This window comes from Ruegeria sp. CDSB086, assembly GCF_059611065.1.
In genome coordinates, this window is the sequence record NZ_JBXWOV010000006.1 from 273,547 (window position 1) to 298,036 (window position 24,490).

A 24,490-nucleotide genomic window follows, 5' to 3' on the forward strand; every position below is an offset into this window, starting at 1 on the left:
GCGCAGAATCAAGAGAAGACGTTAGGAGAGCCAGACCAATGCGACGCCTGAGAAATGTGAAAATCGTGGCGACGCTGGGACCGGCGTCAAATGACTATGACATGATCCGCGCGCTGTACGAGGCAGGCGCAGACGTCTTCCGCCTGAATATGAGTCACGGCAGCCATGATGAGATCCGCGAACGCCACCGGATCATCCGACAGATTGAAAAAGATCTGGACAGGCCAATAGCAATTCTGGCTGACCTTCAAGGACCCAAGTTGCGTGTCGGGGTGTTCGCCAACGACGCAGAAGAACTTGAAGAAGGCGCGGCCTTCCGTCTGGACTTGGACCCTGCGCCCGGAGATATCAACCGCGTTTGCCTGCCGCATCCCGAGATTTTTGCCGCGTTGGAGCCGGGTGCGCGCCTTCTGGTCAACGACGGCAAAATCCGCCTGACCGTGCAGGACTGTGGCCAGGATTTTGCCAATTGCACCGTTGAGGTCGGCGGTACGATCTCGAACCGCAAAGGTGTGAACGTTCCTGATGTGGTGCTGCCCCTGGCCGCCTTGTCGGCCAAGGACCGTGATGATCTGGAGTTTGTCTGCCAACTGGGCGTGGACTGGCTGGCGCTCAGCTTTGTGCAGCGCGCCAAGGACGTGTTTGAGGCTCGCGCGCTGGCAGATGGGCGTGCATCCATCCTGTCGAAGATCGAAAAGCCTGCAGCGGTCGAGGCATTCGACGATATTCTGGATGCCTCTGATGGGATCATGGTCGCGCGCGGCGATCTGGGTGTCGAGCTTCCGGTGTCAGCCGTGCCCCCGATCCAGAAACGACTGGTGCGCAAATGCCGTGGGGCGGCTAAACCTGTGATCGTGGCCACCCAGATGCTGGAAAGCATGATCGAAAGCCCGATGCCAACCCGGGCCGAGGTCTCGGACGTGGCGACGGCAATCTACGAGGGCACGGATGCGATCATGCTCAGCGCGGAATCCGCGGCGGGTACGTATCCGATCGAGGCTGTACAAACTATGAACAAGGTCGCCATCGAGGTCGAAGCCGACCCGACCTATACGCAGATCATAGCGGCGTCCCGGACGGCAAAGGGGACGACTATTGCAGATGGTATCGTTGCCGCCGCGCGCGAGATTGCCGAAAAAACAGATATCAAAGCGATTTGCTGTTTTACCCAAAGCGGCACCACCGCGCTGCTGACCGCCCGCGAGCGTCCGGGCGTTCCGATCATCGCAATGACGCCGGCCACCGGAACCGCGCGGCGTCTGTGTCTGAGCTGGGGCTGTCATTGCGTGATGACGCCCGAGCTGGAGCGGTTCAAAGGTGCTGTCGTCAACGCGGCCCGTGCGGCCCGTGCCGGAGGGTTCGCTTCCGAAGCCGATCAGATCGTGGTGACTGCTGGCGTGCCTTTCAACGTCCCGGGAACGACCAATATTTTGCGTATCGCGCCTTGCGATGAACGACTGATCTACAACACTGATCCTGGGTGACAGTTGCGATACAGGGTCTAGAAAAGCAGGTATCAAACCGATACGCTTAAATTTTAGGCGAAAAAAATATATAAATTTCAATAACATGCCGAAATAACGGATGTGTCCGGAAGATAACTCTCTGTTTTTGAGGGTTTTTCCGGGATACTCGGGCGCATGGGCGGTCCACTTAATAAGTTCCAGGTTCCGGCCGCCCTGCCGGGTACACGGGTCCCGGCATAACCAAAATTATTGGAGGAACGTTATGACAACGAAAATTGTCATTGGACTGGACGGGACAGAAACCGGAGAACGCGCCATCGCCTTTGCCAAAGATCTGGCTGGCCGAATTGGCACGTGTGAATTGCTGGTTGTTTATGTCATCGAATGGTCCCCATTTACTTTTCAGACCCCTGAAGAGAACGCATTGCGGCACAAGCGGCGAGAAGAAGAAATCGAACTTGCGACGAACCGGATTGTTACCCCGGCTGTCGAAGCCCTGACCGCAGATGGTTACACAGTGCAGGGCATCGTGCGTCATGGCGACGTGGCTGAAACTCTGAACGCAATCACCGTCGAGAATGGCGGTTCGCAGATCATCGTCGGGCGCGCCTCGGCCGATGGTTTCAAGAAACGCTTGTTTGGCAGCTCGACCCAAAATCTGGTCATGCACGCCGATGTGCCAGTCACTGTTGTGAACTGACAGGAGGGATGAGAATGACTATGTTGAAACATCTCTGGCTGGCTGTAATTGCCGCCTTGATCGCCGCACCGGCAATGGCGCAAGACGCGCCTGGACTGGACGACAAGATCAATCAGGCATTTGCCGATTTCACCGGGCCATTTGTCAGCTTTATCTTTGCTCCGTTTCCGGGAACCAGTTTCCCGTGGATCGTGGGTTGGTTGGTCGTCGCGGCGACTGTCTTTACGCTGTACTTTGCCTTTGTGCAGCTCAGGTTCTTTGGCCATGCGATCAGCCTTGTCAAAGGTGACTACTCCGACCCCAACGATGCGGGTGAGGTCAGCCACTTTCAGGCTCTGGCCACGGCGCTGTCGGGTACGGTTGGCCTAGGCAACATCGCCGGTGTGGCGGTTGCTGTCGGCATTGGCGGACCGGGTGCCACCTTCTGGATGATTGTCGCGGGCCTTCTGGGCATGGCGTCGAAATTCACCGAATGTACGTTGGGCGTGAAATACCGCAACGAATACGAGGATGGCACCGTTTCCGGTGGCCCGATGTACTATATGTCCAAGGGATTTGACGAGCTTGGCTTGCCTGGAGGCAAGATCCTGGCCGTCCTGTTCTCGATCTTCTGTATTCTGGGCGCGCTGGGCGGGGGCAATATGTTCCAGGCCAATCAGGCGCACCAACAGATCGCGGGCATCACGGGCGACTATCCCGGATGGATCACAGGGGTTGTCTTTGCAATCATCGTGTTCCTTGTCATTGTGGGTGGACTGAAATCCATCGCACGGGTGACCGAAAAGGTCGTTCCCTTCATGGGCATCCTGTATGTGGCTGCTGCGTTGGTGATCATCATCATGAATGCTGATCAAATCGGCTGGGCGTTCGGCCAGATTTTCGCAGGTGCCTTCACCGGCCTCGGCGTTGCTGGTGGTATGGTCGGGGCGCTGATCCAAGGCTTCCGTCGTGCTGCGTTCTCGAACGAAGCGGGCGTGGGTTCTGCAGCGATCGCACACTCGGCGGTGCGGACCAAAGAGCCGATCACCGAAGGGTTCGTCTCGTTGCTTGAGCCGTTCATCGATACGGTCGTGATCTGTACGATGACTGCGCTGGTGATCATCATCACCCAGCAGCTGATCGTCGATCCGGAAACCGGCAATTACATGCTGAACGAAGCGGGTAATGCCATTGCGACTGTTGATGGCAACTCGGGCGTCAGCCTGACCTCGGCGGCCTTTGGAAGTGCCTTCAGCTGGTTCCCATATGTACTGGCGATTGCGGTGGTCTTGTTTGCCTTCTCAACCATGATCAGCTGGTCCTACTATGGCCTCAAGGCCTGGACTTATCTGTTCGGGGAAGGCCACGCCAAGGAGCTGGTGTTCAAGGTCATCTTCTGCATCTTCGTTGTTATCGGCGCGGCGGCCAATCTTGGCCCTGTAATCGACTTCTCGGATGCGGCAATCTTTGCGATGGCGGTCGTGAACGTGTTTGCGCTCTACTTCCTGATGAAGGTGGTGCGTGAAGAACTGGCCAGCTATGCGAGTCGACTAAAGACTGGCGAAATCCGCAAATTCGAACACTAAATCAAACCACCGGGGCGGCCTTTGTCGCCCCGGTGCCTGATCAGCCTGTAAAAAGCGCAGATTCTGGTCCAAACCCCCTTGCCAGTATAGTCGAACTTGCGTAAACGGCGCTTCTGATCGCGTGACCGGCCGAGATGGCATGCCGAGTCGCGTCTGAAACCGAACCCCGAAAGGAGACGGAAATGCCTAAGATGAAGACAAAGTCGAGCGCCAAAAAGCGCTTTAAGGTGACTGCGACCGGTAAGGTCCTTGCTGGCCAGGCCGGCAAACGTCACGGCATGATCAAGCGGACCAAGAAATTCATCCGCGACGCCCGTGGCAACACCACCCTGTCCGCCCCCGACGCCAAGATCGTCAAGGGCTACATGCCCTACGACCGCTAAGAGGAGATTAAGAGATGTCCCGCGTTAAAGGTGGAACCGTAACTCACGCCCGTCACAAGAAGGTTATCAAGGCCGCCAAAGGTTACTATGGCCGCCGCAAGAGCACCTTCAAGGTTGCCCGTCAGGCCGTCGACAAGGCTAACCAGTATGCAACCCGCGACCGTAAGAACCGCAAGCGCAACTTCCGCGCACTGTGGATCCAGCGTATCAACGCTGCTGTCCGTTCGCATGACGAAGCACTGACATATTCCCGCTTCATCAACGGCCTGACCCTGGCCGGTATCGAAGTGGATCGTAAAGTTCTGGCCGACCTGGCCGTGCACGAACCGGAAGCGTTCGGCACGATCGTCGCCAAAGCTCAGGCCGCTCTGGCTGCCTGATCCTCTCTTAGCAGAGACAGTGAATGAAGGGCCGTCCCGTTTGGGGCGGCCTTTTTTTGTTCGTGATTAGATAGTCCGCTTCGAGCCCAAAGCAGTCATAATGACTTTCATTTTCAAGAGGTAACGTCTAGCCTGCACGTTATGAAAACTGCACTTCATTTGGTCTTTTTATCAATCGTATGGGTCGCAGGAACCTCTGCACAATCTAAACCGGTAGATATGACTGTTTTATCCTGCGAACGTATGTCTAACCTCGGCCTCCAAATTTGGGATTTCTATGGTGACATCGCCGTAAGACGATATGCCGACGAGAGACCGCAGAGGCTTATGCGTATTGGGGAAGGCGCTTATGAAAGGTTCAGCAGACTTGATGGAGAGTGGGACGCCATCTACTACTTCTTTGATGACGGCAGTGGGGTCCACATGCGAATTTTTGCCAGACCAGGCCTAATTGTTCGGGATGAAAACCCAAAAGGGCCTTGGGAAGAAGGCGTTTTCCCTTTTGCTGCTGAATGCCAGCCACTTTGGGAAAGATGATGACAACTGTTTTGCAGCCTCGTTTGCTTAGACATTTTCTTACTACACAGTGACAAAGCTCGGATGAATCGGTAACTGTGCTTGGCTGCTTTGTCCGCACAGCGGACTTAGGCGACATGGGTCTTTGCATATTAGGTTTTCTGGACCGCACTAACTCTCGGCACGCATTAGTTGCTGTCGTTCTTCTTCACCAACTGCGCCGCAAAGGACACGCCCGTTCCCGGCCCGGCATAGGTGACCATGATCACGTCATCCAGATAGACTCCGTTGAATATCCCGGCTGACACATCGTCGCCCGAAATCCCGGCCTCGGCCAGAACAAAGCGGGTGGGCTCGTCCAACGAAAAGGTGCCCATAGCCTCTTCTACGATCCAATCGGTGTCGCCGATCCGACGCCAGCGATTGGTGGCGGTGATCAGGTTGCCGTCCAGCTTGGTGATCTCCAGCTCCATCTCGGTCTTCAGCAAGCCCTTTGCGTGGTTCGGGTTCGATTTTGCAAAGCCCACCAGATAGGTGCCGTGCCAGGTGCCGACGATCTGGGGAAAGCCGCTGCCTTCATCGGCGCTGGAAGGGGTGGCGACCGCAAGGATGGCCACGGCGGCGAGGCTTCGGATGAGCTTGAGTACCATTGGACACTTCTCCTGCATGGGGTGTGATAACCACAGGGTAATTGAGTTGGCGCATTTGACAAACCCGCGTGTGTAAACACAAAAAAACCGGCGCGGTGGTCGCGCCGGTCTAAGTTCATCTGCCGTGATTGCATGAGTGATGGCAGATATATTCCAGTTAGGTTCAGCCGAATACACGACCCAGTGCGCCGTCGACCGCATCAGTGATCTGGTCGATGTCGTCTGCGGTTGCAATCAGTGCAGGCGAGAAGCACAGCGTGTTGTTGCGACTGGGGATCGAACGGTTGGTGGCCCCGATGATGACGCCCTGCGCCATACAGTCGGCAACGACCGCCTGAACCCTTTTCTCATCCATTGGCTCTTTGGTGGCCCGATCGGAAACCAGTTCGGCACCCAGGAACAGGCCCTTGCCGCGTACGTCGCCGATGACTTCATGCTTTTCCATCAGCGCTTGCAGGTTGCCCAACATCCGGTCGCCCATATCAATGCAGTTCTGCAGCAGGTTCTCGTCTTCGATGATGCGCATGTTTTCGATTGCCGCAGCTGGACCGGCGGTGCAGCCACCAAAAGTCGAGATGTCGCGGAAATAGCTCAGCGGGTCCGACATGTCGTCTTTGAACATGTCAAAGACTTCTTCGGTGGTAACCATCACGGCAATCGCCGCATAGCCCGAGGCAACGCCTTTGGCCATGGTCACGAAGTCAGGCTTGATGCCGTATTGCTGATAGCCGAACCAGGTGCCGGTACGACCGACGCCGCAGACGACTTCGTCGATATGCAGCAGGATGTCGTACTTTTTGCAGATTTCCTGCACGCGTTCCCAGTAACCTTCGGGCGCTTCAATCACGCCACCACCGGCGGTCACAGGCTCAAGGCACAGCGCACCAACGGTTTCGGGGCCTTCGCGTAGGATCACCTCTTCGATGGCGTCCGCGGCTGCTTTGCCGAATGCCTCGCCGGACAGCTCTTCCAAGCCCAGCTCGTGCTTGCGGTATTCCATGCAATGCGGAACGCGGACAAAGTCTGGTGCGAACGGACCGTACTGCGCCGTACGCTCGTCCTGACCGCCTGCAGACATGGTTGCCAGGGTCGAGCCGTGATAGTCGCGGTCACGGTACAGGATCTTGGTTTTTTTGCCGCCATAGCGCTTGTGCGCGATCTGGCGAACCATCTTGAACGCCTTCTCGTTCGCTTCGGAACCGGAGTTGGTGTAATAAACGCGGCTCATTCCCGGCATTTTGCTGATCAGCTTTTCAGCAAAGATCGAACCGGGGATAGACCCTGCGGTATTGGCGAAATAGCACAGCTTCATCAGCTGGTCGTGAACCGCCTTACAGATCGATTCGCGGCCATAGCCGACGTTAACGGTCCAGACGCCACCGGACACGGCATCCAGATGCTCTTTGCCGTTCTGGTCCCAGACACGCATGCCTTTGCCTTCGACAATGATCTTCGGATCGTTGCTTTCCAATGGCTTATGCTGCAGCAGGTGGTGCCAGATATGGGCGCGGTCGGCTTCGACCACGTGCGAGAGATCGTTTTCGTTGAACGTGCCGTCCATGACATGTCCTTTCAGAATGGCTGGGGCGCGGGCGGCGAAAAGGGCCGTCCCGGCTTTGTGTTTTCGATGGCTCAGATCACCGCGAAAGCTCTGTCGGAGATAGGGCCAGATTGCACCATCCCGTAATTCCAGTCCATGGCCACGCCGTATTTTTACGGGTTTGTCAGAGGAACGACTTTGTGCTCAATTCGCCGGAACCGCAGAGGGAGGGTCAGCAAATGACACAAGCCAGCATCTATGAGCGTCATTTGGACAAATGTCGGGCAAACTATACACCGTTGTCACCGCTGAGTTTTATCGAGCGGACAGCGCACATTTACCCGGATTATCCTTCCGTGGTTTACGGCGCGCGTCGCTATACATGGGCTGAAACCTATGCCCGCTGTCGCCGGCTGGCAGGCGCATTGTCCGCCCGCGGAATCAGCACGGGCGACACGGTTTCAGTCATCGCGGCCAACATTCCGGAAATGTATGAGGCGCATTTTGGCGTGCCGATGGCAGGTGCTGTTCTGAATGCCATCAACACTCGATTGGACGCACCGATCATTGCCTTCATTTTGAATCACGCGGAATCCAAAGTCCTTCTGGTCGATCCCGAGTTCTCAGGTGTGGTCAAAGAGGCGCTGAAACAGGTGGATCACGATGTACTGATCGTCGATATCGAGGACCCGAGCTTTGACGGTGGTGAGAAGCTCGGCGGCCTGACCTATGACGCCTTACTGGCCGAGGGCGACCCTGAATTCAACTGGTCCTTACCCAAAGATGAGTGGGACGCGATCACGTTGAACTATACCTCGGGGACAACAGGCAATCCCAAGGGCGTCGTGTATCACCACCGGGGCGCTGCGCTGAACGCGCAGTCGGACCTGCTGGACTGGAACATGCCAAAGCATTCGGTCTATTTGTGGACCCTGCCAATGTTCCACTGCAACGGCTGGTGTTTTCCTTGGGCGATGGCCGCGAATGCGGGTGTTTCGGTCTGTCTGCGGGCCGTGCGGGACGAACCGATTTATGCCGCATTCCGGGATGAGAAAGTAACACATTTCTGCGGAGCACCGATTGTTCTTAACATGCTGGCCAATGCGCCCGACCACCTCAAGGATTTCGATCATGAGATCAAGGTGATGACCGCTGGCGCGCCGCCGCCCGCCGCGGTGATCGAAAGTATGGAAAACATGGGCGTCGAGGTCACTCATGTATATGGTTTGACCGAAACTTATGGCCCCTCCGTTGTCTGCGCCTGGAAAGATGAATGGAACGGTAAAGAGGCCAAGGAACGCGCCGCTCTTAAGGTCCGTCAGGGTGTCCGCTACTCCGCCCTGTCCGGGCTTATGGTTGCCGACCCGGACACGCTGGAACCTGTGCCCTCTGATGGCGAGACGATGGGTGAGATTTTCATGCAGGGCAACGTCGTCATGAAAGGGTACCTCAAGAACGCCGAGGCCACAGATAAGGCGTTTCGTGGCGGATGGTTTGCCTCGGGTGATCTGGGGGTGATGCATCCGGACGGCTACATCGCGCTCAAGGACCGGTCCAAGGACATCATCATTTCAGGTGGCGAGAATATTTCGTCGGTTGAGGTTGAGGATATCCTTTACAAACACCCGGCCGTTATGGAGGCAGCCGTGGTCGCGCGCCCGGACGACAAGTGGGGTGAAACACCCTGTGCGTTCGTTGAACTAAAGCCTAACGCACAGGCGAGCGACGCGGATATCATCGGCTTCTGTCGGGAAAACATGGCCCATTTTAAGGCCCCCAAAACGGTGGTGTTTGGACCTTTACCCAAGACCTCGACTGGCAAGATCCAAAAGTTCAAATTGCGGGATCAGGCAAAGGCGCTGACTTAAGCGCCCACCTTGTCAAAGATCGACAGATCAAGATCCAGCATTTCACCCATCCAGATGGCCCGGTCCCGATGATCCGCCAGATGGTCGCCGGTTTCGGGGTGGGTGAAGATGGTCAGGCCCTGTCGGTTCAGCATTAGCCACGGCATGACTTGATCGAACGCGTCCGGGCCAAAGCCCAGCTGGCAGCTCCATCGCGGGTGGGGGCCTACATTTTTGGCATGCATGCGCCCCATTTGAACAGGAAACAGGCCGGCGACCTCTTCACAGACCTGCCGGGCAATGGCTTGCGTATTTGCGTCGTAATAGACATGGGCGTGATAGCCGGTGATCTCTGGCATTGGGACCTCTTGCATACGTTTCGAACAAGGTACGGCGCTGCAAATGGTATTGCCACTTGCGCCGTCACACAGGCTCTGTGCGCCAGGTCAAGAGGGTGCGTGGATATCTGGGTGGGCTGCGGCAAAGGCGGGATGTTCGGCACAAGCGATCTCGGCGCTTAGACTGCGCGGCAAGTCCGATAAATCCACGTCCCAACGGCGCGCATTATACATTTGCGGGACCAGGCAAACATCGGCCAGTCCGGGCTTGGCCCCGGTGCAATAGGGCGCTTGTTCGAAGCCCTCGAGAAGCGCCTCAAAAGCCAGTAGGCCGGGGCGAATGAAATGGCGCATCCAGGTGCCGGGCATCCCGTCAGCACCATCACTCAGCGCGGCCGCATACTGCGCGACGGACAAATTGCAGACCGGATGCACATCGACCGCGATGGATTGCGCCAAAGCCAGCGCATGTGCCCGGGCCGCCGGTTCCGGAGGCAACAGTCCAAGGCCGCGCGTTTGGTCAAGATAGTCGATAATAGCCAGAGATTGCGTCAACCGCAGCCCGTCAATCTCGAGCACGGGGACCAACCCTTGTGGATTACGCGCCAAGTGGTTGCCGGACCTTTGTTCGCCCGCTGCCAGATCAATTGAAGCGGCGCGATAGCTGATCCCAGCCAGGTTCAGTGCGATGCGCACCCTGTAACTGGCCGAAGACCGCCAAAAGTCATACAGCACCACGCCGCTCATCATCGATCTCCTCAGTTCGTCAGGTGTCCTTCAGCGTGGCGGCTATCAGGGCGCTAGACAATACATTTGCGTTCCCAATGTGATTGGCCAGGACCAGAACCAGACGTGCATTCAGGGCGTCACTGTCGGCTTTGACCAGCCCATCATGCGCCGCCACCAGATCGGCATAGAAACCGTCGGCATTTTCCAGATTGGGGGAAAGGATCAGATCGGTCATTTCGCTCACTCCTTACCTGTTGCCCGGCGGATCGCCTGCCGGAATGCGTTTTCTTCGAACGTGTCGCGGCGCGCGGCGACGTGCTGGTCAGGTCGGATCAGATAAACCGCACCCGGGGCATCGCCCAGATACCTGCGCTTCAACTCCAAAGTCAGGTCATCCTTGACCGAGAGAGCCAGTCGCGTGGCCGTAACGCCGCCTTCTTCTAGACTGTCAGGAGCGTCCGCATCTATAGTCAACAAAGTGAATTTCCCGGCCAACTTGGGCAGCAGAAATTCCTCGCCCAAAGGCGCGTCCGGGCAGGCGGAACCGGGGCGCGTGATCTCTGGCCCGGTCAGAGCATCCGCAGAACTTAGCGATGATCCGGAATATGCGCATGGTGTGCTCAACCGGCCGGAATTGACCAGCGGGCGCGCAAATGCGTAGTGCTCGCTGAGGTCCAAAACCGCATCCCGCAAAAGACGCGACATATCGGATTTGGGCGTGATAAATTCCGTCGATAGGGTGGACATGCGAATGTTCTCATCCGCGGCTTCGACCCGTTCGCGGTTATAGCTTTCCAGCAAAAGCTCGGGGGCTTCGCCGTCTATAACCATCTTTAGTTTCCAGCACAGGTTGTCTGTGTCCTGCAGACCAGAGTTGGCCCCGCGCGCGCCAAAGGGGCTGACCTGATGAGCGCTGTCGCCCGCAAACAAAACGCGACCATGACGGAACCGCTCCATCCGACGGCATTGGAACGTGTAGATCGAGACCCATTCAAGTTCGAAATTGATCTCTTCGCCCAGCATCGCCTTGAGCCGGGGGATCACGTTTTCAGGTTGTTTTTCATGCTCGGGGTCGATGTCCCTGCCCAGTTGCAGGTCGATCCGCCACACGTTGTCGGGTTGTTTGTGCAGTAGGGCAGACTGTCCGCGATTGAACGGCGGGTCGAACCAGAACCAGCGTTCGGTCGGGAAGTCCGCCTGCATCACCACGTCAGCGATCAGAAAGTTGTCTTCGAATACGCGGCCTTCGAAATCCAGGCCGAGCATGCGGCGGGTAGGCGAGTTTGCACCGTCACAGGCAATCAGCCAATCCGCCTCAACGTTATAGGGGCCTTCGGGAGTTTCGACTTCAAGCTTGACGTGATCGTTGTGCGTACCGACGGCTTCGACCTTGTTCTGGCCGCGAATTTCAATCGACGCGCCATCGGCCTGCAATTCCCGTACCCGTTCAACAAGCGCTTTTTCAAAATAGTATTGTTGCAGATTGATGAAGGCGGGGTGCGCATAGCCCGCGTCGGGTTGCAGGTGAAACTCATAGACCTGACGGTTGTCAAAAAAGACTTTGCCGGCATCCCACAGCACGCCTTTATCGACCAACTCACCCCCGGCGCCCAGACGGTCGGCGATTTCCAGAGAGCGCTGTGAAAAGCAGATCGCGCGGCTACCAAAGCTAACCTTGTCATTGTCGTCCAGCACGACGACAGGGACCCCTTTCTGGGCCAGGTCAATGGCTGCGGCCAATCCAACTGGACCGGCTCCGATTACGATAACCTTGTGTCTTACTGAGCTTGCCGCGTCTTGGTCCGGGCTGCGTTGATAGGCATAGAGCGGGACTTCGAAGATCTTGTTCATGGGTTCTCCCCCGATACTCAGGCGCCGTGGGCGCGCAAGGTCCTGCCCTCTGGCACGGGTGCGCTGGAAGGCCTCGGTCCATGATTCCACCTATTTCCTCTGCGCAAAACGATCTGGATCAAGTTTGCCCGACTTCTTCAGCCTTGCAGGGCCTCCCACATCTCAAGATCGCGCTGCGCGGTCCAGATGCGTGGCGTGCCGACGCCGCGCGCTTCGTCATAGGCGCGGGCGACATTGAAGGGCAGGCAGTGTTCATAGATCGCATAATCTGCGAATTTCGGATCGCATTCGGCGCGCACCGCGTCCCATGCCTCTTTCAGAGATCCGCCACGGGCTGCAACCTTTGCGGCGGGCCGATAGGTGCTTTCGACAAAGTCACGGGTGTTTTCGATCGCTGCATTGACCATGTCCTTGCCGACCAGGGCGTCTCCGCGACCCGGTGCGATGGCATCGACGTCGAACCACTTGATTTCATCTAGCGTATCACCCCAATCGCTGAAATGCCCGTCGCCGCAATAGCAGGCCGAGTGATATTCGACGATGTCACCGGTGAACATGACATTCTGATCGGGCACGTGAATGACGATATCACCTGCGGTGTGTGCGCGGCCCAAATGCATAAGATCGACCCGGCGATTGCCCAGATAAACCGTCATCGTGTCGCTGAATGTGGTGGTGGGCCAGGTCAGGCCGGGGATGCTTTCATGTCCTTCGAACAGGCGGGGGAAACGCTGAAACTCACTGTCCCAGTCCTCTTGCCCGCGTTCAACGACCATGGCGCGCGCCATGTCGGACATGAGGATCTGTTGCGCACCAAAGGCGCTGGCCCCCAAAACGCGGACTGCGTGGTAGTGGGTCAGCGCAACATGCGTGATCGGTTTGTCGGTCACGGATCGCACACATTCGATCACCTTGTTGGCCAGACGCGGGGTCGCCTGCGCCTCGACAATCATGACGCTGTCATCGCCAATGATGACGCCGGAATTTGGATCGCCTTCGGCGGTGAAGGCATAAAGGCCCTCGCCGACCTCGGTGAAAGAGATCTTCTTTTCCGACATATCCCCCTGGGACGCGAATGCCTTGGCCATGATGAGTTCCTTATCGGGCGTATGGGTTTTCAAGGGCGGGCAGCAGGGTCCCGACACAGTCGCCAAACCCGATGGTGTAACCTTTGCCTTTGGCAGCACCTGTCAGGGTCAGTGTGTCACCGTCCTCGATAAATGTGCGGTTTTCACCGGTATCCAGCGTCAGCGGTTCCTTTCCACCCCAGCTGAGTTCCAGCAGCGAACCCCGCTCTGGTTTTGTTGGACCGGAAATCGTGCCAGACCCAAGCAGATCGCCCGTGTTCATCGGGCAGCCCGAGGTCGAATGGTGTGCCAGTTGTTGGGCGGCCGAGTAGTACATTTCGTTGTAGTTCGTCCGGGCAATGACTGTGGCGTCCTTGCCGTCGGGCTCCATCGTGACCTCAAGATCAATGTCATACAGCATCGGACCGCAGTCTTTGATGTGATCCAATAACTCGAATTCACGCACAGGCGTGTCGCAGCGGAAGGGTTCCAGCGCCGCCTTTGTCACAATCCACGGGCTGATCGAAGTGGCTGTGGCTTTGGCCTGAAACGGCCCCAAGGGTTGATATTCCCAGGCCTGAATGTCGCGTGCGGACCAATCGTTCAGCAGAACATAGCCAAAGATGTTGTCGTCGGCCTCCTGAACCGAGATGGGTCCGTCCGAGGGTGTACCGACAATCGCGCCCATCTCAAGTTCGATGTCAAAACGACGGCTGGGCAGAAAAGCGGGCATGTCATGATCGGGCGACTTGAGCTGACCCCAAGGCCGACGGATATCGGTGCCCGACACGACAACGGAAGAAGCCCGGCCGTTATATCCGATGGGGATATGCAACCAGTTCGGCGGAAGGGCATTTTCCGGTCCGCGGAACATGGTGCCAACGTTTTGCGCGTGGTGACGTCCGGCATAGAAATCGGTGTATTCGCTGACCGCAAAAGGCATGTGCATTTCGGCGTCGATCTGAGCAATAAGCAACGGTTCAACCTGCGCCTGTTCCTCGGCGCCTTCGGCCAACAATGCGGTCAGGCGGTTGCGCAATGCAGCCCAGACGGCAGGACCTTCCTCCATCAGCGGGTTCCAGAAAGGCAGATCGAAGAGCGGCTCGTCTGCCAGTTCGATCAGTCCCCCTGCCTCGGCTGCGGTGACGTCCAGAATCACGTCGCCAATCGCCACGCCGCACCGCGGATCACCTCCTTCGGTCGAGAAAACGCCGTATGGCAGGTTGTTCAGGGGAAACGGGTGATCAGCCTCATTGGCCGAGGCCACCCAGGATTTCATTAATGGCATGTATTCAAACCTCTTTTGGGTGTCACTTTTTGCCCGGCGTGCCGTCGAACTTTTTCTCAAGCGACGTCCAGCAGTCGATGTAATCATCCTGCAACGGGGCTTCGTTGGCTGCAAATGGTGTCAGATGCTGCGGGAAACGGGTTTCGAACATGAAGGACATCGTGTTGTCCAGCTTGTCTGGCCCGAGGTTCGCGTTTGATGCTTTTTCAAACGCTTCCCGATCCGGGCCATGCGGCAGCATCATGTTGTGCAGACTCATGCCGCCCGGAACAAACCCCTGCGGTTTGGCATCGTACTGGCCGTAAATGTTGCCCATCAACTCGGACATGATGTTCTTGTGATACCAGGGCGGGCGGAACGTATCCTCGGCCACCATCCAGCGTTCGCGGAACAGGACAAAATCGATGTTAGCCGTGCCCGGTTGCCCTGAGGGCGCGGTGAGGACAGTAAAGATCGACGGATCGGGATGGTCGAATAGAATTGCACCGACCGGACAGTAGGTGCGCAGGTCATATTTGTAGGGCGCGTAGTTCCCGTGCCACGCCACCACGTCCAGCGGGCTTTGGCCGATCTTTGTGGTATGGAACTGCCCGCACCATTTGACCGTCACGGTCGAAGGCACCTCGCGGTCTTCAAACGCCGCCACCGGAGCCTTGAAATCGCGTGGGTTGGCCATGCAATTGGCCCCAATTGGACCGCGGCCGGGCAATTCGAACTTCTGGCCGTAGTTCTCGCAGACAAATCCGCGCGCCGGACCTTCCAGCACCTCGACACGGTACACGAGGCCACGGGGGAGAATGGCGATTTCCTTGGGTTCCAGATCAATGATTCCGAGTTCGGTCGCGAACCGCAGGCGACCTTCCTGTGGCACCACCAACATCTCGGAATCGGCCGAGAAGAAATAGTCATCCTCCATAGAGTCGGTGACCAGATAGATGTGGCTGGCCATGCCCACCTGCGTGTTCACATCCCCCGCCGTTGTCATGGTGCGCATACCGGTGAGCCATGTCAGCCCCTCATCGGAATGAGGCACTGCGTCCCAGCGGTATTGGCCAAGGCTGATCACGTCCGGGTCAACGCAGGGCGCGGATTTCCAATGTGGCAGTTCGATTTTTTCATAACGGTGCGAATGCTTGACCGACGGGCGAATGCGATAGCACCACGTGCGCTCGGGCGGATTGGCTGTAAAGGCCGTGCCGCTAAGCTGTTCACCATAAAGGCCGTAATTGCAACGCTGCGGGCTGTTCATGCCCTGCGGCAGCGCGCCGGGAAGGGCCTCGGTTTCAAAGTCGTTTCCAAAGCCGGGCATATAACCCGCATGCGTGCCAACGGACGTGCTGGCTTGCGTCATTTTGTGCGGATCCGTCGGATGGTTCATCCCGTGTTCCTCCAATTGCTGCTTGTCGAGTAATAGTTGATTTTGTAACTAACAAGCATGACTCAGGACAAATCTGCCAAAAAAGATGACTTTGATCTGCAGGAATTCCTGCCGTACCTGCTGAACCGTGCAGCCGAAGAAAGTTCGCTGGAGTTTCAGCAGGTCTATAAGGACCGTTACGGAATGCTTCGCACCGAATGGCGCGTCTTGTTTCATCTGGGAAATTACGGCGAGATGACTGCGAAAGAAATAGGTGAGCGCGCCAAAATCCACAAAACCAAGGTCAGCCGCGCAGTTTCGAAATTGGAACAGCGCCGATACTTAGCCCGTAATCGCGACACATCCGACCGCCGGGTTGAACAATTGACGCTGACATCCGCAGGTCAGACGGTTTACAGGGATTTGCGCCTGGTGGCCGAGGCCTATGATTCAAAGCTTGCCGGCCTGTTTTCGCGGGACGAAGCGGAACTGTTGCGCAAAATGCTTCGGCGTCTGGCGCATATGGATTGACCACTGGTAATTCACCGCCGCAATTCCCAGATGAAGCCCAGAACAAAAATGGGACAAAACATGACGACCTTGGATGCCGATACGGCAAAATCAAGCGATCTGATCAACTGGCTGGTGGCGCGCGGGCTTGAGGGTGTCGAAAAAGAAGAACTGCTGGAAGAGTACTGCAATCGCCTGGTGGAACTGGGCGTTCCGCTGATGCGATTTCACGCGGCCCAATCGACCCTGCACCCGATTTATGGCGGAACCGGCTATAGCTGGTATTACGGCCAGGGCGGGGAATATCAAAAGTTCGAATACTCTGAACAACCCAGCGATCAATGGCGTGCTAGCCCTCTGTTTGCTGTTCTGAACGAAGGCGAAAGCGTTGTGCACGAACGGTTGGTGGATCAGAACGAACCAAGCCGATTTCCCTTGCTGAATGAACTGCGCGAACATGGCGCCACTGAATATTACGCGACGGGTGTGTCCTTTGACATTCCGACTCACAATCAGCCGAAGGACGCCAAAAAGGCGGTGAACGGTGTATTGTTGTCCTGGACCTCAAACGCGCCCGAGGGGTTCAAGGACAGCGATCTGGCGTTGATCAATACAGCCCTGCCGCATCTCGGATTGGCTTTGAAATCTGCAAACAACCAGCGGATATCAAAGGACCTGATGCGCGTCTATTTGGGACGCGATGCCGGTCGGCGCGTCTTGTCCGGCGAGATCAGGCGCGGGTCGCTTCAGCAAATCGACGCAGTGATCTGGAACTTTGACCTTGAGGGGTTCACCAGCCTGTCCGAAGAGCTGCCGGGTGATGCCCTTATTGAGATGCTAAACGAGTATCTGGCCGCTGCGATAGACGTGGTCCACAAATGCGATGGAAGCATTCTCAAGTTCATGGGCGACGGGCTAATGGCCATGTTCGATGTGGGCGAGATCGATGCGGACGCGCGTGCGGCACTGGCTGCCGTCGGCGAATTGGAGGTATCGATGGCGAAACTGAACGCACAACGTTCTGCCGATGACCTGCCTGTGTCGAACTATACGCTGGCGCTGCATGCAGGTGAGATTCTGTACGGCAATATCGGCTCTGAGAACCGCCTGGACTTCACCGTCATCGGCCCGACCGTCAACCAGACCGCGCGGATTGCCGGAATGCACCGGTCGCTGGGGCAACGGATCCTGATCTCGGACGATGTGGCAAAGGCTGCACGACCTGCCGCGTCAGAGCTGGTCTCTGTCGGTCGCTATATGCTGCGTGGAGTGCCGGAACCGAAAGAACTGTTTACGGTTTACAAGGCGAATGACGCACGGGATTGAGTTTGCGTTTCGTGGCCGAAATTAATTGCGGCTTGGGCCTATCCATTTGTGAACAGGCCCAAGCAATGGTTTCTGGCTCAGACGTGATCGTCCTTAACCAACGCGCCGCGCCCGTGGCCGGCCATACCCCCAGAGACTTCTTCTGTCGCCTCATCCGCGAGTGTCTCTGGCAGGATCAGGTTAAGCACAATAGCGATAAACGCTGCTGGAAGGATGCCTGACGCGCCCAGAACCCGTAGGGTGTCGGGCAGGTGCTGCAGCGCATTTGCCGATCCGGGTGTCACGTTCATGACTTCGAGTTGAAGCCCCAGACCAATCGAAAGCGAAACCGCAAAGATCACCATGTTGCGACGGTTCCATACAACATCCGACAGCATGGATACGCCTGCGGCGACAACCATGCCGAACATGACAATGACACCGCCGCCCAGCACTTCGATCGGAACCGTTCGGATCAACCCGCCGACCTTGGGCACCAGACCGCATACAATCAGGAAAATGGCACCAATAGTGACCACGTGGCGGCTCATGACGCCGGTCATAGCGATCAGACCGACATTCTGGCTGAACGATGTGTTCGGGAAGCCACCAAAGACACCAGCAATGGCAGAGCCGAAACCGTCAGCATATGTGGCGCCCTGTATCTCTTTGTCGGTCGCCTCACGACCTGCGCCACCTTTGGTGATCCCCGAGACATCGCCGACCGTTTCGACGGCGGACACAAAGGCCATGAGGCAGAAACCGATTACTGCGGCGAACGAGAACTCGAAGCCGTATTTGAAAGGCTGCGGCAGTGCAAAAGCTGCAGAGCGTTCCCATGAGCCTGAGATCACTTCGACCGGTAGTTTCCCTACCAGCAAGCAATAAACATAGCCCACTAAAATACCGACCAGGACGGCCGATACGGAAAGCATGCCACGCGCGAAGAACTTCAGCCCCAGCGTAACAAACACAACGATCAGCGCGGGTGTCCAGCTGGACAACGAGCCATAACTTTCAGCACCAGAAGCCTTGGCTGGGACACCTCCGGCCGCGTATTCGATGCCGACCTTTACCAGCGCAAGACCGATCATCGTCACAACCAATCCAGTGACCAGAGGCGGTAATGCAAAGCGTATCCTGCCGATCACCGTGCCCAACAGGGCATGAAACAATCCACCGATAATCACGCCCCCAAACAGGGCAGCAAGACCGTCCACGCCTTTTCCGGCAACCAGAGGGATCATGATCGGAATGAAGGCAAAGGATGTACCCTGTACGATCGGAAGCGCTGCGCCAACCGGGCCAAGCGTTACCGTTTGCAACAGCGTGGCAACGCCAGCAAAAAGCATCGACATCTGGATCAGATACAGCAACTCGGGAAAGTCCGGGCTGTTTGAACCAAAACCAAAACCCGCCGCGCCGGCAACGATAATCGCCGGAGTAACGTTCGACACGAACATTGCAAGCACGTGCTGTATCCCCAGCGGTACGGCCCGATAAATGGCTGGAAAATAGTTTGGATCCCGAAGTTGCTCCGGCGTCCCAATGGATGAATCGGTCATGGCTGTCCTCCCGTCAACGCGCGTTTTGGCGTCCTGTCCTTTGATAGCCTGGTGTGGAATTCACATCCTGATCCATTCAAAGTTGTCTATTATTAGATCAAGCAGATAGCTGGGATTATCAAAAATACCAAAAAGGTGTTTTGGATGGTTGTATTTTAGTTAAAGAAACCAATGGCGGTCCAGAGTCAGCCTGAACGCGACGCTGAAGCTTCAGGCTGCCGGTATTGTCAAAACTCATTGCCCAAAAGGGCAGGGGCGCACACTCGATCTACAATTTTAGCGAGGTATGGTAGCGCTGGGGCTGGAATGTCCAAACGGGGGCGTTAGAAGTCGATCTCAACGCCCGGCAGGTTCAGCTCTTTCATCATGTCGCGCAGCTCTTGCCGTGCAGCGATGTTCGAAATGTTCAGCTGTTTAACCCCAATATCCTTGAGGTCCAGCAAGGTCAGGCCGCGTGGGAAAAGTTCGCGGAAGATAACCCGCTCGGAGAAACCCGAAGCGACGCGGAAGCCGATGCGCTGGGACAGCATCTCAATCGCGCGCTGCATCTTTTCCTTGTTGACCATGCGCTGGGTGCCGACGCGGTTGCGGACAACCACCCAGTCGATGGGCTTTAGTCCCGCCTGCGCGCGCAGTTGGCGCGCGTTCCACACCATTTCTGAATAGACTGACGGGCCCAGGATTTTTTCACCCTTCGAGTCGATCCGTGCCAGCAGGTCAAAGTCGATAAAGCTGTCATTCAGCGGCGTGATCAGCGTATCGGCCAGCGAATGTGCCACCTGACTTAGGCGGGTGTGCGATCCGGGACAATCGATCAGGATGAAATCGCTGTCGCTTTCCAGTTCGGACACCGCGGCGGACAAGCGGTGATCATAGATATTCTCGCCGGGCTTCAGTTTGGACGCATCAATCTCGGGCAGGTCATGATGGCGGGGGCCGGGCAGGGTCAGGTCCGCGTTTTTCAGAAAATTGCCGCGGTTCTCGAAGTACCGACCAAGGCTGCGCTGTCGAAGATCAAGGTCCAGTGTGCTGACCTTGTGACCCAATCGCGCCAGTGCGGTCGCTACATGCATCGACACGGTCGATTTGCCTGCGCCGCCCTTCTCGTTCCCCACTACGATAATATGTGCCATGCTTGTATTCCCACGTCCCGCCGTGCTTAACCACACGTTGTTACTGACCACTATATGTTGTGGAGGCCGGGAAGGGAAGAACCCCAAGCGCCCGCGCAGAGCAATATCAGGCTCTAATTTGGAAAACTCAACCGGCTGGGTCGGTTAGGACCCGCGCTTGCCAAAGCGAATAGGCTGTTTCACAGTTCAAATCAGGGTTTTGCAATAGGGGAACCGGTTGGACCATCTGTTTTTGAACGTTTTGAACGTGGTTCTGCCGGTGCTGATCTGCGCCGGAATCGGCTATGCCCTTGCCGCGATCAAGGCACCGTTCGACAACAAAGTTATCGGTGGGATCGTTTCGCGCGTTGGGTACCCGACGCTGATCATCTCGCACCTGTCCACAACCAAGATCGCGGTAGGCACCTTTCTGGACGTCATGACGGCCGCAGCGCTGGCCATTGCGGGGTTCGGAGTGTTGGGATTTCTGGCACTTAAAACCATGCGTCTGCCGGTTCGGGCCTTTTTGACGCCGCTTATGCATGGGAACGTGGGCAATATCGGGTTGCCTATCGCCTTGCTTGCGTTGGGTGATGCGGGAATGGCCTATACAATGGGATTTGTCGTGGTGGTGCTGATCAGCATTTTCACCGTCGGTATGTGGATACCGGCGGGGGAGTTTTCACCCAGAAAGCTCGTCACGTCCCCGATCATTTATGCAGTGATCCTATCCCTGATCCTTATGGCGAGCGGATCAAGCTTGCCTCAACCGCTGGTAAAATCCTTTGACATTCTTGGGGGGCTGTCGATCCCACTGATGCTGCTGACATTGGGCCATACGCTGGCAACGTTGCGGATCAAAAGCCTGGGCCGGGCGGTGCTGTTGACCGTTCTGCATCTGGTCATGGCGATTGCAATCGCCAGCGCTTTGGTATGGGTTTTTGGTTTCACCGGGGCTGAGCGCGGCGCGGTGATCCTGTGTTGCCTGATGCCGTCCTCGGTTGCGACTTACCTGTTCATTGACCAGCACGTGCCGGAATACGGGCCGGATGTTGCTGGTTTCATTCTTGTGTCGACGCTGGCCACGATCATCGTCCTGCCGGTGGCTCTGTCTTACTGGATCTAAAGCCGACCCTATGCGCAGCGACAAAAATCGCTAAACTGCTGATTAATTGCATTTAAGAACAATGAGTTTTCGGGTGAAATTATGACCGACAAGACGCCTTCTGACCCAACGCACGAGGGGGGTGCCCGCGTTGTGCTGGCGATGACGGCTATCTGTATGATGGTTGTTGGGTTTAACACAACGGCTGTTGCGACCATCCTGCCCAACCTCAAGGCCGAGTTCGATTTGACGCCATCCGGTCTGCAATGGGTGATGGCCACCTATACCGTGGCCAGCGCCACGCTGGTCACAATAGTCAGCCGGTTGGGCGATATCACCGGCAAGATGGGCGTGTTCTTCGCTGGTATGATTGTCTTCGGAATTGGGTCCGCCTCGGTCCTGTTTGCGCAAGACGGCGCAATGCTTCTGTTTGGGCGCGGGGCGCAGGGTGCGGGTGCTGCGGCCCTGTTTGGAACATCTCTGTCATTGCTCACCGCCGCCACACCCGAAGAACAGCGTGCAGGTGTTACCGGCGCATGGGGTGCAATTGTCGGACTTGCCATTGGCGTCGGCCCGATCGTCGGCGGTGCCTTTGCCCACTATATCAGCTGGCGCGCGGTGTTTGCGACCGATCTGGTGTTGCTGGTGTTCGCCTTCCTGATTGGGCTGCATGTCAGCCGACGCGGGTACGTGCCGGACACGCGTCAGGCCGGGGCCAAGTTTGATTATCCGGGCGCTTTTGCGTTGCTGTTGTTCCTTGGCCCGCTGTCCTTTGCGCTCAGCAATGGGGAAAGCAGCGGGTGGGCAACGCCGATTACATTGATGCCGCTGGGTGTTGCGGCGGTTGCGACAATCATCCTTGTTATCGTGTCTCGCCGCAGCGACGATCCGTTGATCGAACTGCGATACTTCAGGCATCCGCGTTATTTCATGGCCGCCGTAGGCATGTTCTTCACCGGCTTCACGCTGTTCTGTTTCTTTGTGTATTTCAACACGTTCGTTCAATCCCCGGATGCCTTCGGTTATTCGCCCATCGGCGCAGGTTTAGCGATCATGCCGCTTAGCCTCAGCATGTTCGTGATCTCGGTCACTGCACCCCGGTTTCTGGCGCCCTACAGCTTTCAATGGCCGATCGCGATCGGCTTGGGGGCGATGGCCTGTGGGTTCTTGCTGTTGATGACAACTTCGAACTCCACCCTATATGCCGAGATCTGGTGGAAGCTGATGATCGTCGGCATTGGATTAGGTATCTGTTTTTCACTATTACCCCGGCTCGGTCTGCGCGTTTTGCCGGAAGAGCATGTGGGGCAGGGGTCCGGGGTGATTAACGCCTGCCTGTATTTTGGCGCGACACTAGGAGCCGTGGTCGGAGGTTTGGCCGAAGCTATAACGACCCGCAGAGGTATTTCCGAGGTCATGAATGCTTTGCCCACCGGGTCCGCCCAGCGAGATGATCTGGCCCATGCCCTGACCCATGGGACGCCGAGCCAAATCCAGCAACTGATCGCTAAAATGGATCCTGAAACTAGCAGCGCTTTGGCCAATGCCCTTCGGGACTTGCAGGACAACGCCTTTGACAGCGCGATGCTTGTTGCTGCGGCGGCGGCTCTAGTCGGGATGGCTTTGGCGCTGATGTTGCTTCGGGGCCCGGTTCCGCCCGTACACAGCGCAGCCGAGCTGACGCGTGCGAAGAGTTGAGTTCGCTTCAACTGTTGGCAATTCTTCTACTGGAAATCCGGCTGTGATAGTAGGTCTCCATGGTTGAGTTTGCATTACTCTCTCAAAAAACCTTGCGCCCTTTGGCGGCATTGTCTGTGCGCGAAAATCAGGCAGGGTTTGTCGCGACAAATCTAATGACGATGGCGCAGTCGATTTTCGAACCGGGGTCAGAAATCTATGGCATTTGGGATGGCGGCGATGCGGTGGGATTGCTTGCCATTATCGACATGGCACATCCCGATGCAGAATTGGATGACGAGGATGACCCGGATGGCGTCTATATCTGGCGGCTGATGGTCGATAAATCTCGTCAGGGCCGGGGCTATGGAATGGCCGCATTGGATTTTGCAAAATCCGTGGCTTTGAAAAAGGGTCGCTCTAACCTGGTGATCAGCGTCGTCGACGAACCCGGCAGTGCGCTGCCGCTTTATCAATCGTTCGGGTTTGCGCCGACTGGCCGGCTTGTCGATGGCGAGGTCGAGTTGATCATGCGGCTGGCTTAGCCACTTATTTCTGGCAACGTTCTACCCACAAAAAAAGGCCGCCCCGGTGGGCGGCCTTTCGCATCTCAAACGGGTCTGGCTTAGAAGCCCAGACCTTCGTATTTCTTCTTGAACTTCGACACACGGCCGCCGGCGTCCAACAGGCGCGACGAACCACCGGTCCATGCAGGGTGCACAGAGGGGTCGATTTCCAGAGCCAGCTGATCGCCTTCGGCGCCCCAGGTGGATTTCATCTGAACTACGGTGCCATCGGTCATTTTGACGTCGATGACGTGATAATCGGGATGGATGTCTTTTTTCATCTTTCCGTTCCTTACGCTTCGGCGCCAGCCTTGGGCTTGTAGTTGGTGACTTCTGCGATACGCGCGGATTTACCACGGCGCGAGCGCAGATAGTACAGTTTGGCGCGACGGACGCGGCCACGGCGGACAACGGTGATGCTGTCGATGTTGGTCGAATACAGCGGGAACACACGCTCCACACCTTCGCCAAACGAAATTTTGCGAACGGTGAACGCACCGGCGATGGTGTTGCCGCCTTTGCGGGCGATGCAGACGCCTTCGTAGTTCTGTACACGGGTGCGCGACCCTTCGGTCACTTTAAAGCCGACACGGATGGTGTCTCCGGCTTTGAAATCGGGGATGTCTTTCCCCAGGGCGGCAATCTGTTCCGCCTCAAGCTGTGCGATCAGGTCCATCGCATTTCTCCTATCTGCTCGTGGTTGGTCCACGAAGTTGAGCACGGCCTGAGAGCTCTTGGTCTTCACCGGGTCCTGCGTACAGCCCGCCAGAGGTCAGATCGAATATTCCTTTGGTCCGGTCCGCCCTGCCGCGCCGTGGCCGAAGAAAGCCGGGCGTCACGCCATGATGCAAACCAAAACACCGGAGTCGCATGTCGCGGCACCGGATTGCGCTGCTTTACGGGCTTTGTGGGCGGGGATCAAGCCTGAATCGCAAGAATGGTCAAGGCCAGATGGTAAGATTTCGCCACCGGC

At 56.9% G+C, this 24,490-nt stretch carries 26 protein-coding genes; 13 read left to right on the top strand and 13 right to left on the bottom strand.

The window, feature by feature from the left end; genetic code table 11:
• Positions 1 to 38 precede the first annotated feature (38 nt).
• The 6 genes from pyk to AC2FIO_RS14375 all read left to right on the top strand — a co-directional run bounded on the left by pyk (position 39) and on the right by AC2FIO_RS14375 (position 5,031).
• Complete coding sequence (pyk, locus tag AC2FIO_RS14350) at positions 39 to 1,484, top strand: pyruvate kinase (protein ID WP_108861341.1); 1,446 nt, start codon at positions 39 to 41, stop codon at positions 1,482 to 1,484.
• A gap of 244 nt (positions 1,485 to 1,728) precedes the next feature.
• On the top strand, positions 1,729 to 2,166 hold the full coding sequence (locus AC2FIO_RS14355; RefSeq protein WP_058273350.1) for a universal stress protein: 438 nt from the start codon (positions 1,729 to 1,731) through the stop codon (positions 2,164 to 2,166).
• Positions 2,167 to 2,180: 14 nt separating this feature from the next.
• Positions 2,181 to 3,731: an alanine/glycine:cation symporter family protein gene (locus AC2FIO_RS14360; RefSeq protein WP_058279006.1), complete on the top strand. Its 1,551-nt coding sequence runs from the start codon at positions 2,181 to 2,183 to the stop codon at positions 3,729 to 3,731.
• A gap of 182 nt (positions 3,732 to 3,913) precedes the next feature.
• Entirely contained in the window at positions 3,914 to 4,114 is a 201-nt protein-coding gene (gene rpmI / locus AC2FIO_RS14365) for a 50S ribosomal protein L35 (RefSeq protein ID WP_010443552.1), read from the top strand.
• A 14-nt stretch (positions 4,115 to 4,128) separates the two neighbouring features.
• Positions 4,129 to 4,494, top strand: a complete 366-nt coding sequence (gene rplT, locus AC2FIO_RS14370; protein ID WP_058273348.1) for a 50S ribosomal protein L20 — start codon at positions 4,129 to 4,131, stop codon at positions 4,492 to 4,494.
• 141 nt (positions 4,495 to 4,635) lie between these two features.
• Positions 4,636 to 5,031: a hypothetical protein gene (locus AC2FIO_RS14375; protein ID WP_496698456.1), complete on the top strand. Its 396-nt coding sequence runs from the start codon at positions 4,636 to 4,638 to the stop codon at positions 5,029 to 5,031.
• Between the two features lie 167 nt (positions 5,032 to 5,198).
• Here AC2FIO_RS14375 and AC2FIO_RS14380 read toward each other — a convergent pair whose 3' ends face one another.
• Entirely contained in the window at positions 5,199 to 5,660 is a 462-nt protein-coding gene (locus AC2FIO_RS14380; RefSeq protein ID WP_496698458.1) for a hypothetical protein, read from the bottom strand.
• Positions 5,661 to 5,823: 163 nt separating this feature from the next.
• Positions 5,824 to 7,221 (bottom strand): aminotransferase family protein, encoded by a 1,398-nt coding sequence (locus AC2FIO_RS14385; protein WP_496698460.1) that lies wholly within the window; start codon positions 7,219 to 7,221, stop codon positions 5,824 to 5,826.
• A gap of 3 nt (positions 7,222 to 7,224) precedes the next feature.
• Between AC2FIO_RS14385 and AC2FIO_RS14390 the strand changes: the two genes are divergently transcribed.
• Together AC2FIO_RS14390 and AC2FIO_RS14395 are read left to right on the top strand one after the other, a co-directional pair.
• Entirely contained in the window at positions 7,225 to 7,347 is a 123-nt protein-coding gene (locus AC2FIO_RS14390) for a hypothetical protein (protein ID WP_267885466.1), read from the top strand.
• Positions 7,348 to 7,439: 92 nt separating this feature from the next.
• The gene (locus AC2FIO_RS14395) at positions 7,440 to 9,068 is read left to right on the top strand and encodes an acyl-CoA synthetase (protein ID WP_496698463.1); all 1,629 of its coding nucleotides are present in this window, start codon (positions 7,440 to 7,442) and stop codon (positions 9,066 to 9,068) included.
• Here AC2FIO_RS14395 and AC2FIO_RS14400 read toward each other — a convergent pair.
• The 7 genes from AC2FIO_RS14400 to hmgA all read right to left on the bottom strand — a co-directional run bounded on the left by AC2FIO_RS14400 (position 9,065) and on the right by hmgA (position 15,698).
• The gene (locus AC2FIO_RS14400; RefSeq protein ID WP_496698465.1) at positions 9,065 to 9,406 is read right to left on the bottom strand and encodes a DOPA 4,5-dioxygenase family protein; all 342 of its coding nucleotides are present in this window, start codon (positions 9,404 to 9,406) and stop codon (positions 9,065 to 9,067) included. The genes AC2FIO_RS14395 and AC2FIO_RS14400 overlap by 4 nt on opposite strands.
• A gap of 87 nt (positions 9,407 to 9,493) precedes the next feature.
• Positions 9,494 to 10,132, bottom strand: coding sequence for a maleylacetoacetate isomerase (maiA, locus tag AC2FIO_RS14405; RefSeq protein ID WP_496698467.1), 639 nt, complete (start codon positions 10,130 to 10,132; stop codon positions 9,494 to 9,496).
• Between the two features lie 19 nt (positions 10,133 to 10,151).
• Positions 10,152 to 10,349, bottom strand: a complete 198-nt coding sequence (locus tag AC2FIO_RS14410; RefSeq protein ID WP_199913527.1) for a DUF2783 domain-containing protein — start codon at positions 10,347 to 10,349, stop codon at positions 10,152 to 10,154.
• A gap of 5 nt (positions 10,350 to 10,354) precedes the next feature.
• Positions 10,355 to 11,965, bottom strand: a complete 1,611-nt coding sequence (locus AC2FIO_RS14415) for an FAD-dependent oxidoreductase (protein WP_496698469.1) — start codon at positions 11,963 to 11,965, stop codon at positions 10,355 to 10,357.
• A gap of 137 nt (positions 11,966 to 12,102) precedes the next feature.
• Positions 12,103 to 13,053, bottom strand: a complete 951-nt coding sequence (locus AC2FIO_RS14420; RefSeq protein WP_496698471.1) for an MBL fold metallo-hydrolase — start codon at positions 13,051 to 13,053, stop codon at positions 12,103 to 12,105.
• 10 nt (positions 13,054 to 13,063) lie between these two features.
• On the bottom strand, positions 13,064 to 14,320 hold the full coding sequence (gene fahA, locus AC2FIO_RS14425; RefSeq protein ID WP_058273339.1) for a fumarylacetoacetase: 1,257 nt from the start codon (positions 14,318 to 14,320) through the stop codon (positions 13,064 to 13,066).
• A gap of 22 nt (positions 14,321 to 14,342) precedes the next feature.
• Entirely contained in the window at positions 14,343 to 15,698 is a 1,356-nt protein-coding gene (hmgA, locus tag AC2FIO_RS14430) for a homogentisate 1,2-dioxygenase (RefSeq protein WP_496698473.1), read from the bottom strand.
• Positions 15,699 to 15,755: 57 nt separating this feature from the next.
• Between hmgA and AC2FIO_RS14435 the strand changes: the two genes are divergently transcribed.
• Both AC2FIO_RS14435 and AC2FIO_RS14440 read left to right on the top strand, forming a co-directional pair.
• A complete protein-coding gene (locus AC2FIO_RS14435) occupies positions 15,756 to 16,208 on the top strand; it encodes a MarR family winged helix-turn-helix transcriptional regulator (RefSeq protein ID WP_058273337.1) in 453 nt (150 codons plus the stop codon).
• Between the two features lie 60 nt (positions 16,209 to 16,268).
• Positions 16,269 to 17,513 (top strand): adenylate/guanylate cyclase domain-containing protein, encoded by a 1,245-nt coding sequence (locus AC2FIO_RS14440; protein WP_496698475.1) that lies wholly within the window; start codon positions 16,269 to 16,271, stop codon positions 17,511 to 17,513.
• 77 nt (positions 17,514 to 17,590) lie between these two features.
• Here the strand turns inward: AC2FIO_RS14440 and AC2FIO_RS14445 are convergent, their stop codons facing one another.
• Positions 17,591 to 19,057 (bottom strand): uracil-xanthine permease family protein, encoded by a 1,467-nt coding sequence (locus tag AC2FIO_RS14445; RefSeq protein WP_496698477.1) that lies wholly within the window; start codon positions 19,055 to 19,057, stop codon positions 17,591 to 17,593.
• 323 nt (positions 19,058 to 19,380) lie between these two features.
• Positions 19,381 to 20,190 carry a division plane positioning ATPase MipZ gene (locus AC2FIO_RS14450; protein ID WP_058273335.1) on the bottom strand — a complete coding sequence of 270 codons (810 nt, stop codon included), beginning with the start codon at positions 20,188 to 20,190 and terminating at the stop codon, positions 19,381 to 19,383.
• A 217-nt stretch (positions 20,191 to 20,407) separates the two neighbouring features.
• Between AC2FIO_RS14450 and AC2FIO_RS14455 the strand changes: the two genes are divergently transcribed.
• From AC2FIO_RS14455 to AC2FIO_RS14465, 3 genes are all read left to right on the top strand, one after another.
• Positions 20,408 to 21,295: an AEC family transporter gene (locus tag AC2FIO_RS14455; RefSeq protein WP_496698479.1), complete on the top strand. Its 888-nt coding sequence runs from the start codon at positions 20,408 to 20,410 to the stop codon at positions 21,293 to 21,295.
• Between the two features lie 81 nt (positions 21,296 to 21,376).
• Positions 21,377 to 22,972, top strand: coding sequence for an MFS transporter (locus tag AC2FIO_RS14460; RefSeq protein WP_496698481.1), 1,596 nt, complete (start codon positions 21,377 to 21,379; stop codon positions 22,970 to 22,972).
• Between the two features lie 59 nt (positions 22,973 to 23,031).
• A complete protein-coding gene (locus AC2FIO_RS14465) occupies positions 23,032 to 23,496 on the top strand; it encodes a GNAT family N-acetyltransferase (RefSeq protein WP_058273332.1) in 465 nt (154 codons plus the stop codon).
• 80 nt (positions 23,497 to 23,576) lie between these two features.
• Here the strand turns inward: AC2FIO_RS14465 and rpmE are convergent, their stop codons facing one another.
• Together rpmE and rplS are read right to left on the bottom strand one after the other, a co-directional pair.
• Positions 23,577 to 23,798 (bottom strand): 50S ribosomal protein L31, encoded by a 222-nt coding sequence (rpmE, locus tag AC2FIO_RS14470; protein WP_010437577.1) that lies wholly within the window; start codon positions 23,796 to 23,798, stop codon positions 23,577 to 23,579.
• 11 nt (positions 23,799 to 23,809) lie between these two features.
• Positions 23,810 to 24,193, bottom strand: a complete 384-nt coding sequence (gene rplS / locus AC2FIO_RS14475) for a 50S ribosomal protein L19 (RefSeq protein WP_058273331.1) — start codon at positions 24,191 to 24,193, stop codon at positions 23,810 to 23,812.
• Positions 24,194 to 24,490: the final 297 nt, after the last annotated feature.

Coding starts and splice junctions, on each gene's coding strand:
- pyk (WP_108861341.1), top strand. CDS start 39: ATGCGACGCCTGAGAAATGTGAAAATCGTGGCGACGCTGGGACCGGCG.
- AC2FIO_RS14355 (WP_058273350.1), top strand. CDS start 1,729: ATGACAACGAAAATTGTCATTGGACTGGACGGGACAGAAACCGGAGAA.
- AC2FIO_RS14360 (WP_058279006.1), top strand. CDS start 2,181: ATGACTATGTTGAAACATCTCTGGCTGGCTGTAATTGCCGCCTTGATC.
- rpmI (WP_010443552.1), top strand. CDS start 3,914: ATGCCTAAGATGAAGACAAAGTCGAGCGCCAAAAAGCGCTTTAAGGTG.
- rplT (WP_058273348.1), top strand. CDS start 4,129: ATGTCCCGCGTTAAAGGTGGAACCGTAACTCACGCCCGTCACAAGAAG.
- AC2FIO_RS14375 (WP_496698456.1), top strand. CDS start 4,636: ATGAAAACTGCACTTCATTTGGTCTTTTTATCAATCGTATGGGTCGCA.
- AC2FIO_RS14380 (WP_496698458.1), bottom strand. CDS start 5,660: ATGGTACTCAAGCTCATCCGAAGCCTCGCCGCCGTGGCCATCCTTGCG.
- AC2FIO_RS14385 (WP_496698460.1), bottom strand. CDS start 7,221: ATGGACGGCACGTTCAACGAAAACGATCTCTCGCACGTGGTCGAAGCC.
- AC2FIO_RS14390 (WP_267885466.1), top strand. CDS start 7,225: ATGTCCTTTCAGAATGGCTGGGGCGCGGGCGGCGAAAAGGGCCGTCCC.
- AC2FIO_RS14395 (WP_496698463.1), top strand. CDS start 7,440: ATGACACAAGCCAGCATCTATGAGCGTCATTTGGACAAATGTCGGGCA.
- AC2FIO_RS14400 (WP_496698465.1), bottom strand. CDS start 9,406: ATGCCAGAGATCACCGGCTATCACGCCCATGTCTATTACGACGCAAAT.
- maiA (WP_496698467.1), bottom strand. CDS start 10,132: ATGAGCGGCGTGGTGCTGTATGACTTTTGGCGGTCTTCGGCCAGTTAC.
- AC2FIO_RS14410 (WP_199913527.1), bottom strand. CDS start 10,349: ATGACCGATCTGATCCTTTCCCCCAATCTGGAAAATGCCGACGGTTTC.
- AC2FIO_RS14415 (WP_496698469.1), bottom strand. CDS start 11,965: ATGAACAAGATCTTCGAAGTCCCGCTCTATGCCTATCAACGCAGCCCG.
- AC2FIO_RS14420 (WP_496698471.1), bottom strand. CDS start 13,053: ATGGCCAAGGCATTCGCGTCCCAGGGGGATATGTCGGAAAAGAAGATC.
- fahA (WP_058273339.1), bottom strand. CDS start 14,320: ATGCCATTAATGAAATCCTGGGTGGCCTCGGCCAATGAGGCTGATCAC.
- hmgA (WP_496698473.1), bottom strand. CDS start 15,698: ATGAACCATCCGACGGATCCGCACAAAATGACGCAAGCCAGCACGTCC.
- AC2FIO_RS14435 (WP_058273337.1), top strand. CDS start 15,756: ATGACTCAGGACAAATCTGCCAAAAAAGATGACTTTGATCTGCAGGAA.
- AC2FIO_RS14440 (WP_496698475.1), top strand. CDS start 16,269: ATGACGACCTTGGATGCCGATACGGCAAAATCAAGCGATCTGATCAAC.
- AC2FIO_RS14445 (WP_496698477.1), bottom strand. CDS start 19,057: ATGACCGATTCATCCATTGGGACGCCGGAGCAACTTCGGGATCCAAAC.
- AC2FIO_RS14450 (WP_058273335.1), bottom strand. CDS start 20,190: ATGGCACATATTATCGTAGTGGGGAACGAGAAGGGCGGCGCAGGCAAA.
- AC2FIO_RS14460 (WP_496698481.1), top strand. CDS start 21,377: ATGACCGACAAGACGCCTTCTGACCCAACGCACGAGGGGGGTGCCCGC.
- AC2FIO_RS14465 (WP_058273332.1), top strand. CDS start 23,032: ATGGTTGAGTTTGCATTACTCTCTCAAAAAACCTTGCGCCCTTTGGCG.
- rpmE (WP_010437577.1), bottom strand. CDS start 23,798: ATGAAAAAAGACATCCATCCCGATTATCACGTCATCGACGTCAAAATG.
- rplS (WP_058273331.1), bottom strand. CDS start 24,193: ATGGACCTGATCGCACAGCTTGAGGCGGAACAGATTGCCGCCCTGGGG.